The organism is Mycobacterium sp. pUA109 (assembly GCF_041287095.1).
Classification (GTDB): domain Bacteria; phylum Actinomycetota; class Actinomycetes; order Mycobacteriales; family Mycobacteriaceae; genus Mycobacterium.
Genome location: NZ_JBGGKS010000001.1, coordinates 211513 through 223955, shown reverse-complemented (window position 1 = coordinate 223955; position 12443 = coordinate 211513). Strand labels below are relative to the sequence as shown.

12 protein-coding genes are annotated in these 12443 nt (G+C 69.4%); 8 read left to right on the top strand and 4 right to left on the bottom strand.

Translation table 11 applies throughout. The annotated features are described in order from the left end of the window. Nucleotides 1–3: 3 nt before the first annotated feature. Nucleotides 4–873 (bottom strand): AraC family transcriptional regulator, encoded by an 870-nt coding sequence (locus tag ACAG26_RS01145; protein ID WP_370478333.1) that lies wholly within the window; start codon nucleotides 871–873, stop codon nucleotides 4–6. A 201-nt stretch (nucleotides 874–1074) separates the two neighbouring features. Between ACAG26_RS01145 and ACAG26_RS01140 the strand changes: the two genes are divergently transcribed. Further along, entirely contained in the window at nucleotides 1075–1371 is a 297-nt protein-coding gene (locus tag ACAG26_RS01140) for a hypothetical protein (RefSeq protein WP_370478331.1), read from the top strand. 41 nt (nucleotides 1372–1412) lie between these two features. Further along, nucleotides 1413–2060: a nitroreductase family protein gene (locus tag ACAG26_RS01135; RefSeq protein WP_370478329.1), complete on the top strand. Its 648-nt coding sequence runs from the start codon at nucleotides 1413–1415 to the stop codon at nucleotides 2058–2060. Nucleotide 2061: 1 nt separating this feature from the next. On the opposite strand, the gene ACAG26_RS01130 is transcribed toward ACAG26_RS01135, so the two are convergent. Further along, the gene (locus ACAG26_RS01130; protein ID WP_370478326.1) at nucleotides 2062–2526 is read right to left on the bottom strand and encodes a tRNA (cytidine(34)-2'-O)-methyltransferase; all 465 of its coding nucleotides are present in this window, start codon (nucleotides 2524–2526) and stop codon (nucleotides 2062–2064) included. Nucleotides 2527–2774: 248 nt separating this feature from the next. On the opposite strand from ACAG26_RS01130, the gene ACAG26_RS01125 reads away from it, so the two are divergent. The 5 genes from ACAG26_RS01125 to ACAG26_RS01105 are packed head-to-tail and all read left to right on the top strand — an operon-like array spanning nucleotide 2775 to nucleotide 7473. Further along, a complete protein-coding gene (locus tag ACAG26_RS01125; RefSeq protein WP_370478323.1) occupies nucleotides 2775–5549 on the top strand; it encodes an ATP-binding protein in 2775 nt (924 codons plus the stop codon). Next, nucleotides 5546–5959 (top strand): serine protease inhibitor, encoded by a 414-nt coding sequence (locus ACAG26_RS01120; protein ID WP_071026595.1) that lies wholly within the window; start codon nucleotides 5546–5548, stop codon nucleotides 5957–5959. Before ACAG26_RS01125 ends, ACAG26_RS01120 begins: the two co-directional genes overlap by 4 nt. Nucleotides 5960–5976: 17 nt before the next feature. Then, entirely contained in the window at nucleotides 5977–6357 is a 381-nt protein-coding gene (locus ACAG26_RS01115; RefSeq protein ID WP_370478316.1) for a DUF742 domain-containing protein, read from the top strand. After that, nucleotides 6335–6910 (top strand): ATP/GTP-binding protein, encoded by a 576-nt coding sequence (locus tag ACAG26_RS01110; protein WP_370478313.1) that lies wholly within the window; start codon nucleotides 6335–6337, stop codon nucleotides 6908–6910. The genes ACAG26_RS01115 and ACAG26_RS01110 overlap by 23 nt, the downstream gene beginning before the upstream one ends. Beyond that, entirely contained in the window at nucleotides 6907–7473 is a 567-nt protein-coding gene (locus ACAG26_RS01105) for a pentapeptide repeat-containing protein (RefSeq protein ID WP_370478801.1), read from the top strand. The genes ACAG26_RS01110 and ACAG26_RS01105 overlap by 4 nt, the downstream gene beginning before the upstream one ends. Nucleotides 7474–7480: 7 nt before the next feature. Here the strand turns inward: ACAG26_RS01105 and ACAG26_RS01100 are convergent, their stop codons facing one another. Then, nucleotides 7481–10168 carry an ATP-binding cassette domain-containing protein gene (locus tag ACAG26_RS01100; RefSeq protein ID WP_370478310.1) on the bottom strand — a complete coding sequence of 896 codons (2688 nt, stop codon included), beginning with the start codon at nucleotides 10166–10168 and terminating at the stop codon, nucleotides 7481–7483. A gap of 102 nt (nucleotides 10169–10270) precedes the next feature. Beyond that, on the bottom strand, nucleotides 10271–11467 hold the full coding sequence (locus ACAG26_RS01095; RefSeq protein ID WP_370478307.1) for an NADH:flavin oxidoreductase: 1197 nt from the start codon (nucleotides 11465–11467) through the stop codon (nucleotides 10271–10273). Nucleotides 11468–11582: 115 nt separating this feature from the next. Between ACAG26_RS01095 and ACAG26_RS01090 the strand changes: the two genes are divergently transcribed. Next, nucleotides 11583–12431, top strand: a complete 849-nt coding sequence (locus tag ACAG26_RS01090; protein WP_370478305.1) for a bifunctional methylenetetrahydrofolate dehydrogenase/methenyltetrahydrofolate cyclohydrolase — start codon at nucleotides 11583–11585, stop codon at nucleotides 12429–12431. Nucleotides 12432–12443 lie beyond the last annotated feature (12 nt).

Here is a 12443-nt window from a genome sequence, read left to right as displayed (position 1 = left end):
CCGTCAGCCGCCGGCCCGATAGGCGCTGGGCGTCACCCCGACGCGGCGTTTGAACGTGGTGGCAAAGTGGCTCGGCGTGCCGAAGCCGACCGCGGCCCCGATCTCGGTGATCGAGCGGTCGGTGGTGGCCAGCAGGGTTTTCGCCCGGGCCATGCGCCGATCGAGCAGGAACTGGTGCGGCGTGGTGTGAAACGCCGCAGCGAAGGCCTTGACGAAATCGGCGACGGGCATCTCGGCCTGCGCGGCCAGGGCGGCCACGCTGATCTCGGCGTCGAGGCTGTGCTCCAGATACTCCACCAGGCTGGCCTGCATCGCGGGATCGAGGGCGCGGCGCGGTGCCCGCCGCACCCTACCGGTGTAGCCGTCACTGAGGTGCAGCCGAAGCGTCTCGGCCAGCGACTCCTCCAGCATGCGTGCTAGCACGTCCTCGCGGCCGATCACGCTGCCCATCCGCTCCACCAGCTGATGCAGCAGCGGATCTCGATGGTTGATCCGTGGTCGCACCTCCCGACCGCCCAGCGCGCTGGGCGGCACGGTGATCTCGCAGAACTCGATCTGTTCGCCGTGGCCGAGGGCCGCGTAGCGGTGTTCGGCGGGGATCACCCACACGTCGCCCACCGCCGGCAACGCGGGCCCGGACGGGCCGCGCTCGAATTCGAGTTCTATCGACCGCAACCGCCCGCGCCGGTGCACGACGATGACGTGATGCGGCTCGTGATAGCACCAGTCGGTGGGTTGGGTGACCCGTTCGGTGACGAACCGCATCTGCAGCTCGCCCACCGTCGTGGTGTGCTGCGCCAACAGCGTGCGGGGACTGCGCGCCCGCTTACCGTCCCAAACTTTCGCCACCGTGTATTTTCGCTGCCGCCGCACGACCTCAACACATTTCTGGCAATCCAGCCTAGATCACGAAAGCGCCGCCGTCGGCGACCTCGTATCATCGCTGCCTGGCCGGGCGTCGATCCCGGGGCACTATGGCGTTGTCGGCGATACGGCTGGGACGGACCGCGTCGAACGACGAGAGGGGAACGTGGTGGGGGCGACTCGGCTGATCGTGGCACTGGGCGGCGTCCGATGAGCATCAGCCCGCTGCAAGCCGAGATCCTGGCGATCATCGGCGACTTCGGGTCGCCGGTCAACACCACCGAGGTGCGGCATCTGCTCAACCGGCAGCGCATCCGACCGCTGGTCGCCGAGCAGGTCTATCATGCGCTGGTCACCTTGCAGCGGCACCGCCTGGTCTGCCGGGTGCCGCGGCCCGGCACCCGAAATGTCTACTGGGAGCCGCACCCCGACGCGGCGCCCGGGAGTGTGAATCTTCTGAGAAAAAGCCACCGGGCGGCCGCACCGGATTCACTTTCGGCGGGTTAGCAGGCAGGCCCGGGCCGCGGACCCGGCTGTAGTCTGCGCACATGGCCCTTCACTTGTCCGTCGACGACGTCCTGACCACCACCCGATCGGTACGCAAGCGCCTCGACCTGGACAAGCCGGTGCCGCAGCAGGTGCTGCTGGAGTGCCTCGAGTTGGCGCTGCAGGCGCCCACCGGCTCCAACGCCCAGGGCTGGCAGTGGGTCTTTGTCACCGACCCGGACAAAAAGAAGGCGATCGCCGACATCTACCGCGCCAGCGCCACCGCCTACCTGGACCGGCCCAAACCGGACTACGGCGACGGCGACGTCCGCAGCGAACGGATGGGGCTGGTCACCGATTCGGCGAAATACCTGGCCGAGCACATGCACGAGGTGCCGGTGTTGCTGATCCCGTGCCTTCAGGGGCGGGTGGAGCAGGCGCCGCTGGGGCTCAGCGCCTCGTTTTGGGCGTCGCTGTTCCCGGCGGCGTGGAGTTTTTGCCTCGCGCTGCGCTCCCGCGGCCTGGGCTCGTGCTGGACGACGCTGCACCTGCTCGGCGACGGGGAGAAGCGGGCCGCCGAGGTGCTGGGCATCCCGCACGAGCAGTACAGCCAAGGTGGCCTGTTTCCGATCGCCTACACCAAGGGCACCGAATTCAAGCCGGCCAAACGGTTGCCGGCCGCGCAGGTGACGCACTGGGACAGGTGGTGAGCTAGACCGCGCCGGCAAATCGGTGCTGACGCCACGCCTCGTACACCGCCACCGCGGCGGCGTTCGACAGGTTCAGTGACCGCCGGCCCGGCAGCATCGGGATGCGGACCTGTTCGGTGATGTGGTCGTCGGCCAGCGTCGCGGCATCTAAACCGGTGGGTTCCGGGCCGAACAACAACACGTCCCCGGCCCGGTAGCGCACATCGGCAAATGAGGTGGCGGCGTGAGCGGTGAAGGCGAACACCCGATCTGGGCGCAACGCCGCCCAGGCCGCCGGCAGCGACGGGTGCACCGTGACCGACGCCAGGTCGTGATAGTCCAGCCCGGCGCGGCGCAGTTTGGGTTCGGACAGGTCGAAGCCCAGCGGCTCGACCAGGTGCAGCTCCGCGCCGGTGCCCGCCACCATGCGGATTGCGTTGCCGGTGTTAGGCGCGATGCGGGGCGAGTAAAACATCACCCGAAACATCGCTCGATCATGACAAGGTCGTGAGAAATTTGCTCGCACCCCCATCTCGCGACACGCCGCGGGGTCGCTAACTCTGTCTGTTCAGTAAGGATTGTGGTAATGCGCGCCGCGTACTGTCATACTCGTCGAATTGCCACGCCCTAATCTCACCCCGCCGTGCACGCGAGCGGGTGAATCTCCAGGAAGTGTATGAATACGGCGCTAACAGTGAAATTCAACGGAGCGGTCGGTAGTGCGACCGTGGGCCGGTGACCCTGTTCGCCCACCCGACCGGGCAAGAATCGGTGTCGGGGGAGAGCAACGATGCGCCCGAGGCGGTGCCGGAGGCGCCGGTCAAGCGCCCACCGCGCTGGTCGGTGAGCAACTGGCCGGTCCGCTGGAAGGTGTTGGCGATCGCGCTGGTGCCGATGGTGCTCGCGATGCTGTTCGGTGGGTTGCGGATCTCGGCGGCCACGAGCGACGCCAGCCAGCTGCGGCGGGCCGCCGACCGGGCCGAGATGATCCCGGCGATCACCAACTACATGGCCGCGCTGAGCAACGCGTTGGTGGTGGGCTCCGCGGGCGGTGACGTCCAAGGGGCGAAGAAGAACTACGAGAGCCGCAAGTACGAGCTGCAGTCGCGGCTGGCGGGCACCGACGTGGCGACCGACGTGAAATCCGGGGTGACCCGGCTGCTGGACGGCGGTCAGGCGTTGCTGGACAAGGTGATGTCGACCGGTGTCCCGCTGCGGGACCTGGTGGCCGGCTACACGCTGATCCTGTTGCCCGCCGAGGACGCGATTAACGGGTCGGTGCGCGTCGACAGCGAGCGGATCCGGGCCGAAACCGAGGGGCTGAGCCGGGCGGTCGGGGCCCGCGGCCAGATGATGATGCAGGAACTGCTGGTGAACCGGGGCGGTGAGCTGCCCGAGCCGCAGTTGCGCACATCGATGATGACCGTCGCCGGCACCGAGCCCTCGACGCTGTTCGGGATCAGCCAGGTGCTCGGGGTCGACTCCCCGGACGCCAAAAAGCTCCAGCAGCTGTTTGTGGGCCGGATGACGCTGATGTCGGATCCGACCAGTGCGCTGGCCGGCAACCCGGACCTACTGCACGCGATCCACGCCACCGACGAGATCGCCAACCAAGTGATCAAGCAAACCACCGGTGCGGTGACCAAATCGGTGGAGGATCAGGCCGCCGACCGGCGCAACGCCGCGATCCGGGACACCATCCTGGTGTTGGTCGCGCTGGCGATCGCGCTGGGCGTCGTGTTGTGGGTGGCCCGGTCGCTGGTGGCGCCGCTGCGCACCCTGCGGGACAGCGCGTTGAAGGTGGCGCACACCGACCTGGAGGACGAGATCGCCCGGGTGCGGGCCGGTGATGACCGCGCACCGGTGCCGCTGCCGGTGTACACCACCGAGGAAGTCGGCCAGGTCGCGCACGCGGTCGACGAGCTGCACGCCCAGGCGCTGCTGCTGGCCGGTGACGAGGCCCGGTTGCGGCTGCTGGTCAACGACATGTTCGAGACCATGTCGCGACGCAACCGGTCGCTGGTGGACCAGCAGCTGACGCTCATCGACCGGCTCGAACGCAATGAGGACGACCCTGACCGGCTGGACAGCCTGTTCCGGCTGGACCACCTGGCCGCCCGCATGCGCCGCAACGGGGCCAACCTGCTGGTGCTGGCCGGCGCGCAGATCTCCCACGAGAAGGGCCGGTCGGTGCCGCTGGCGACGGTGATCGACGCCGCCACCTCCGAGGTGGAGGACTACCGACGCGTCGAAACCACGATCGTGCCGGACGCCACGGTGACCGGTGCGGCCACCGGCGACACCGTGCACCTGCTGGCCGAATTGATCGACAACGCGCTGCGGTATTCGCCGCCGGCGTCGCCGGTCCGGGTTTCGGCCGTGCAGACCGACGACGCCGGGGTGCGGGTCGAGATCAGCGACACCGGCCTGGGCATGACCGAAGCCGATCTGCGCATCGCCAATATGAGGTTGGGCGCCGACAGCGAGGTCAGCCCCGAGAACGCCCGCCACATGGGTCTTTTCGTGGTCAGCCGGTTGGCCCAGCGGCACGGCGTCGACGTGCAACTGCGGGCGACCCCGGGCGGTTCGGGCATCACCGCCGAGGTGTACCTGCCGCCGAGCCTGCTGGTCGGTGCCGCCGGCCAGACGGAGCTTCCGCGCCGGGGCGCGCCCACGCTGACGCTGGCCTCCGCGGCTCCTGCCGATGCCGAGGAGTCGACACCGGTGGCCGACGACGCCCAGCGCAATGGGGTGGCGACCAGCGAGGCCACGGTGTCGTTGCTGCCGCAGCGCAGGCCGGGGTCCAGCGGCATCACCGGCGCCCCGGAGCAGCCGTCGAGCCCCGCCGCCGAGGAACCGAAGCCGCAGCGTGAGCTGCCGCGGCCGTGGTGGGAGAAGGACGTCGGACAGGCGGTGGAGGAGCCGGCGGCGGCGGCGCCGTCGAACACCGCGGCGTACTTCTCCTCGCGCAGCCGCACCAACGGTGCGGCGTCGGCCCAGGAGCCGGACACCGCGGCGGGACCCGACCTGCGCGATATGGATGCGCTGGCCGCCGAACTGGCCGCCCCGCCGGCCGGATCCTCCGGGGACCTGATCTACCAGCGGATGCTGTCGGAATGGCTGGTCGACCCGCACGAGTTGGCCCGCAGCGCCGATTTGGACTGGAAGACGGTGTGGGACCACGGCTGGTCGGTGGCCGCCGAGGTGGAGAACGTGCCGGTGGCCTCCCACACCGAACAGGGCCTGCCGGTACGTGAACCCGGCGCCCGGTTGGTGCCCGGTGCGGCCAACCCCGAGCCCGCGCCGGCCGCCAACGGCACGCTCAACGGGGCTGACCAGCGGTACCCGGTAGCATCAAACGGCGGGTTCGGCACCGGGTACAAACCTCGGCACGAGGCCCGGGACCGAGACCCCGACGCGATCCGTGCTTCTATCAGCAGTCATTTCGGCGGTGTGCGGAGAGGACGTTCGCACGCCCGACAGACAAGTCAAGGATCTGATCACGAATGACGTACCCGTCGCGCCAATCGGACAACTCATTGGATTGGCTGGTCTCCAACTTCGCTCGCGACGTGCCCGGGGTATCCCACGCGGTGCTGGTCTCGGTGGATGGGCTGCTGGTCGCGGCCAGTGAGCACCTGCCGCCCGACCGTGCCGACCAGCTGGCCGCGGTCTCCTCGGGGCTGGCCAGCCTTGCCACCGGCGCCGCGCAGCTGTTCGAAGGCGGCCAAGTGCTGCAGTCGGTGGTGGAGATGGAAAACGGCTACCTGCTGCTGATGCGGGTCGGTGACGGATCGCATCTGGCCACGCTGGCCGCCACCTCCTGCGACATCGGTCAGATCGGCTACGAGATGGCGGTCCTCGTCGAACGAGTAGGCAGCGTGGTGCAGTCGTCTCGACGTGCCCCGCTGCACTCGTGAAGCCCTCGTGAGCCGCTATGGACAACCACGAGTTGCCGGAGGAACCCGGACCTGAGGCGAGTCTGGTCCGCCCGTACACTCTGACCGCCGGGCGCACCAACACCAGCGTCGAGCTTCCCCTGGAAGCTCCGGTGCAAACCCTGCAGTCGGCGCTGTTTCACCGTTGGCCACCGAACGATACGCGAGGCAGGATCGTCCAGCTGTGCACGAAGAGCCCGTCGGTCGCCGAGATCTCGGCACGGTTGGATTTGCCGCTGGGTGTCGCGCGCGTCCTGGTCGGCGATCTGGTCACGTCGGGATACCTTCGGGTACGCCGGACGTTGGATGACCGCTCGACCCGCGACGAACGCCGCGAACTCATAGGAAGGACGCTCCGTGGCCTACGAGCACTCGGATAGGCGGGACGCCGCCTCGACGAAGATCGTCATCGCGGGCGGGTTCGGTGTCGGCAAGACCACGTTCGTCGGAGCGGTTTCGGAGATCATGCCGCTGCGCACCGAGGCCATCGTCACCGATGCCTCGGCCGGTGTGGACGCGTTGGAGGCGACCCCCGACAAGCGCACCACCACGGTGGCGATGGACTTCGGCCGGATCACCTTGGACGAGGACCTGGTGCTGTACCTGTTCGGTACGCCCGGTCAGCGGCGGTTCTGGTTCATGTGGGACGACTTGGTGCGTGGTGCCATCGGCGCCATCGTGTTGGTGGACTGTCGGCGGCTGGAGGACAGCTTCGCCGCGGTGGACTTCTTCGAACACCGCAACCTGCCGTTCCTGATCGCGGTCAACGAATTCGACGGCGCGCCACGGTATCCGGTCGCCGAAGTACGCAAGGCGTTGACGCTGCCCGACCACATCCCGGTGATCACCGTCGACGCGCGGGACCGCAAGTCCGCGACCGACGCCCTGATCGCGGTGAGCGAATACGCGCTGACCAGCCTGGCGCCCAGCTGACCGGGCCGCAGTGGGCCGACCGCGAGTTTGTCGGTCACGATTTCCGCGACGAGGACCTGTCTGGCCTGCACACCGAACGTGCGGTGTTCGACGAATGTGATTTCAGCGGGGTCAATCTCGCCGAATCCCAGCACCGCGGCTCCGCGTTCCGCAATTGCCGGTTCGAGCGGACGTCGCTGTGGCACAGCGCGTTTGTTCAGTGCAGCATGCTGGGTTCGGTGTTCGTGCAGTGCCGGCTGCGGCCGCTGACGCTGGACGAGGTGGACTTCACGCTGGCCGTACTGGGCGGGAACGACCTGCGCGGGGTCGATCTGAGCGGCTGCCGGCTGCGGGAGACCGGCTTGGTGGAAGCCGACTTGCGTAAAGCCGGGCTGCGGGGCGCCGACCTGACCGGCGCCCGCACCGTCGGCACCCGGCTCGACGAGGCCGATCTGCGCGGCGCGCGTATCGACCCGACGTTGTGGACCACCGCGTCGCTGACCGGCGCGCGCATCGACATCACCCAAGCGCTGGCGTACGCCGCGGCGCACGGACTGCGGTTGGACTCGTCACCCGACGGGTGAGCCCGCCTTAGCGCTTGAGCCGGATGTTCCACCACACCACGCCGCTGTAGAACACCGACAGCAGCGCCAGCAGGCCCATGTCCAGGAACCAGATGCCCCGGGTGTGTTTCCACAGCGTGTCCTGGGGGATCTGGGTGACGTCCAGCGGCGGGGTGCAGCCGGCAGGCACCGTGGGGTTGGGGGCCGCCGGAGTGGGTTTGGGCACGCAATCGGCGGGGATCGCGTCGTGGTGCAGCAGGTGGTTGAAGTCGATGGTCGAGGCGCCTGCCGCATACCCCCAGCGGGCGGGCGTCACCCACGACATCTGGTTCAGCCCGAGCCGGCCGGTCACCGGGATCATCCCGCCGCACAACACCAGCTGCGACATGATCGACACCACCAGCATCGGCATGATCTGCTCGTTGGATTTCGCGAAGGACGACAGCGCCAACCCCAGGCACGCCGAGGCCACACAGGTGCCGGCGACGGTGAGGTAGAGCGCGAAACTGGAGCTGCCGAACATCGGATTCGCGGGGTTGGGCCCCTTCTTGCCGATCAGCACGATGGTGGTCGCGATCGCCGCCTGCGCGATCGCGAACACGCAGAACACCGCGACCTTGGCCAGCAGGTAGGCGGGAGTCGACAGACCCACCGCCTGTTCCCGTTTGAAGATGGGACGCTCGCCGACCAAATCGCGGATGGTCAGCGCGGTACCCATGAAGACGGCGCCGATGGTGAGCAACACCATGATGTACTGCGGTTCGGTGGGCGCGTCGGCCCCCGGCATGCCCAGGCCGCCGTTGCCTTTCACGGTCAGCGATAGCGAACCCATGATGAACGGCAGCACGGCCAGGAAGATCGTGTACCCGCGGTCGGAGATGACCAACCGCACCTGGCGGCGCGCGATCGTCGACAACTGTTTTCGTACGCTGGTGGCCGCGGCTTTGCCGAGGTCGGCCGGCGGCGTTTCGGCGACCGCGACCGAGGCCCCCTGGTGCCCGCTGCGCTCCCGGAACCGGCGGTTGGCTTCGTCGGGGTCAGCGCCCACGTTGGCGAAGATGTCGGCCCAGTTCCGGGTGCCCAGCGCGGTTTCCACCTGGTCGGGCGGGCCGCAGAACGCGGTCTTACCGCCGGGGGCCATCAGCAGGATCTGGTCGCAGACGTCCAGGTAGGACACCGAGTGGGTGACCACCAGCACCACGCGGCCGGCGTCGGCCAGCCCGCGCAGCATCAGCATGACCTGCCGGTCCAGTGCCGGGTCCAGACCCGACGTCGGCTCGTCGAGGATCAGCAGCGACGGCCCGGTCAGCAGCTCCAACGCCACCGAGGCGCGTTTACGCTGGCCGCCGGAGAGCTTCTCCACCCGGGTGTCGGCGTGCTTGGTCAGCTCCAGCTCTTCGAGCACCTGGGCGACGGCCTGGTCGCGGTCGGCTTTGCTGCTGTCGGGCGGCAGCCGCAGCTCGGCGGCGTAGCCCAACGCCTGGTTCACCGTCAGCTGGCGGTGCACCACGTCGTCCTGGGGGACCATCCCGATCCGGCTGCGCAGCGAGGCGTATTCGGTGTGGATGTTGTGGCCCTCGAACAGCACCTGGCCGGCGCTGGGGGTGGTGTAGCCGGCGATCAGCCGGGACAACGTGGACTTCCCGGCGCCGGACCCGCCGATGATGGCGGTCAGGGTGCCCGGGCGGGCGGTCAAGGTGATGTTGTTGAGCAGCCGCTTGCCGCCCTCGACGTCGAAGCAGACGTCGCGCACCTCCAGGCCGCCGGTGCGGGTGGCGGCCTCGGTGCGGCGCACCAAGGTGCCGCCGGTGAAGGTCAGGTCGACGTTGCCGATCGTGACCACGTCGCCCTCGTTGAGGATCGCCGACCCGATCCGGGTGCCGTTGACGAACGTCCCGTTGATGCTGCGGCTATCCCGGATCTCGGTGCCCAGCGGTGTCGGAACCAGCATCGCGTGGTGCCGGGAGGCCAGCACGTCGGAGATGACGATGTCGTTGTCGGTGGCGCGGCCCAAGGTCAGCGCGCCGGACGGCGACTCCGGCGCGGCGCCCGGCCGCAGGATGTCCATCATCTTCGTCGCGAAGTTGCCGGCTTCCGGCGGCTTGGCCGCGGCCGGGGCCATCCGGGTTGCCGGCTGCAACGGTGGCGGCGGTGGCGGCGGGGCAGGGGACCGGTAGCCGGGCGGATGCGCACCGGAGCGCTGCGTGTGCGGGGCGTAGGACGGCGGCGGGGCGGGGTGCGGCCGCGAGTAGGGCGCCGACCGCGGCGGCTGCGCCGGGTGATGCGCGGGTTCGGGATGCGACGGCCAGCCCCCGCCGGGCGGCGGCCCGGGATGCGACGGCCGCGAGACGCCGGGGTGCGCGACCCCCATCATCGCGGTTTGCGGCGGCCGGCCGGCGGCGCCGAGGTGGCGACCAACCTCGAAACTCAGCGGCGGCCCGTCGGGGTTGCCCAGGTTGATGACCTGCCCGTCGCGGATGTCGACCACCGGCACCCGGTGACCGTTGACGAACACCCCGTTCAGCGACCCGTTGTCGATCGCCATCCACCGGCCCTGCTCGAACCGCAGCAGCAGGTGGGCACGCGACACCAGAGGATGCGCAACACGCAGGTCGGCACGCAGATCACGTCCGACGACCACATCGTGACCTGGCGCGAAACTGCGTTCGGACCCGTCATACCGAACGGTCAGCGCTGGCGGGGCTGGGTGACTCATCGGCTCAACTGTATCTGTTCGGGCGCGCTGCGCTTCATCCAACCGCGGTGAGCCAAGGCGCGCGGCGAGATTTGTTTGCCCGCGGCGCCGCGGCGGCCAGGGTCAGCCCAGCGCGTCCGGCGCGCCGGTGACCACGCAGCGGGTGCGGCTGTAGATGGTGGGCATGCATTGGTTGCAGTGCGTGCACGCGGACGTGACACCGTTCGGCTCGTGATCGGCGGCGATCCGGTTGACCAGATCCGGTTCGGCCAGCAGCGCCCGGGCCATGGCGACGAACTCGAAGCCCTCCGCCATGGCCAGATCCATCGTGGCGCGGTTGGTGATGCCGCCAAGCAGGATCAACGGCAGCGACAGCTCGGCGCGAAACAGCCGGGCCTCGCGCAGCAGGTAGGCGTCGCGGTAGGGGTATTGGCGGAGAAACTTGTGGCCGGTCATCCGCATGCCCCAGCGCAGCGGCGGTTTGAAGACCCCGGCGAATTCCTTGACCGGGGCGTCACCGCGGAACAGGTACATCGGGTTGACCAGCGAGCTACCCGCGGTGAGTTCGAGCGCGTCGAGTCCGCCGTCGTCCTGCAGCCACTTCGCGGTGGTCAACGCCTCCTCGGTGCTGATGCCGCCGCGGACCCCGTCGGCCATATTGAGCTTGGCGGTGACCGCGATCTGGTCCTGCACCGCGCGGCGGACCGCGGTCACCAACCCGCGGGCCACCTTGGCCCGGTTGGCCAGCGACCCGCCGAACTCGTCGGTGCGCCGGTTGATCAACGGGCTCAGAAACGAGCTGGCCAAATAGTTATGGCCCAAATGGATTTCGACGGCGTCGAACCCGGCGTCGACGGCGAGCTTCGCGGCGTTGGCGTGCGCGTCGATGACGTCATCGATGTCGTCGCGGGTGGCCTTCTTGGCGAACCGCATCCCGATCGGGTTGAAGAACCGCACCGGGGCCAGCGCGGTGGCCTGGTTGGAGCGGGCGTCGGCCACCGGGCCGGCGTGCCCGATCTGGGCGCTGACCGCGGCGCCCTCGGCGTGCACCGCGTCGGTGAGCCGGCGCAGCCCGGGCAGCGCCTCCGGGCGCATCCAGATCTGTTCCCCGGAGGTGCGGCCCCCGGGGGCGACCGCGCAGTAGGCGACGGTGGTCATGCCGACCCCGCCGGCCGCCGGCAGCCGGTGGTATTCGATCAGGTCATCGGTGACCAACGCGTGCGGGGTGCGCGCCTCGAAGGTCGCCGCCTTGATGATCCGGTTGCGCAGCGTGACCGGGCCGAGTTTGACCGGGCTGAAGACGTCGGGGGTGGCGGGCATAGCGGCAGCCTATAAGGCTGCCGCAACCCCACCGGCCGAGTGTGGCGGTGATGCCCGCCGGGCGCCCCGCGGCGTGCCACCAGTCCACGTCCGGCCGGCATGAAACAATGCCCGGGTGGGTGCGATCACGTTGGACGGCAAGGCCACGCGCGACGAAATTTTCGCCGACCTCAAGTCACGGGTGGCCACGTTGGCCGCGGCGGGGCGCACACCGGGGCTGGGCACCGTGCTGGTCGGCGACGACCCCGGGTCGCAGGCCTACGTGCGGGGTAAGCACGCCGACTGCGCCAAGGTGGGCATCACCTCGATCCGCCGCGACCTGCCCGCCGACGTCAGCGCCGCCGACCTCAACGCGACCATCGATGAACTGAACGCCAACCCGGACTGCACCGGCTACATCGTGCAGCTGCCGCTGCCCAAACATTTGGACGAGAACGCGGCGTTGGAACGCGTCGACCCGGCCAAGGACGCCGACGGACTGCACCCGACCAACCTGGGCCGGCTGGTGCTGGGCACCCCGGCGCCGCTGCCGTGCACCCCGCGCGGCATCGTGCACCTGCTGCGCCGCTACGACGTCGAGATCGCCGGCGCCCACGTGGTGGTCATCGGTCGCGGGGTCACCGTCGGTCGGCCGCTGGGGCTGCTGCTGAGCCGTCGTTCGGAGAACGCCACGGTGACGTTGTGCCACACCCGGACTCGTGATCTGCCCGCACTGACCCGGCAGGCCGACATCATCGTCGCCGCGGTCGGGGTGCCGCATCTGCTGACCGCCGACATGGTGCGCCCCGGTGCGGCGATCCTCGACGTCGGGGTCAGCCGCACCGCCGACGGGCTGGTCGGCGACGTGCACCCGGACGTGTGGGAGGTCGCCGGTCACGTGTCGCCCAACCCGGGTGGGGTGGGGCCGCTGACCCGGGCGTTCTTGTTGACCAACGTCGTCGAGTTGGCCGAGGGCGCGGTGTGAAACATCCCGCCC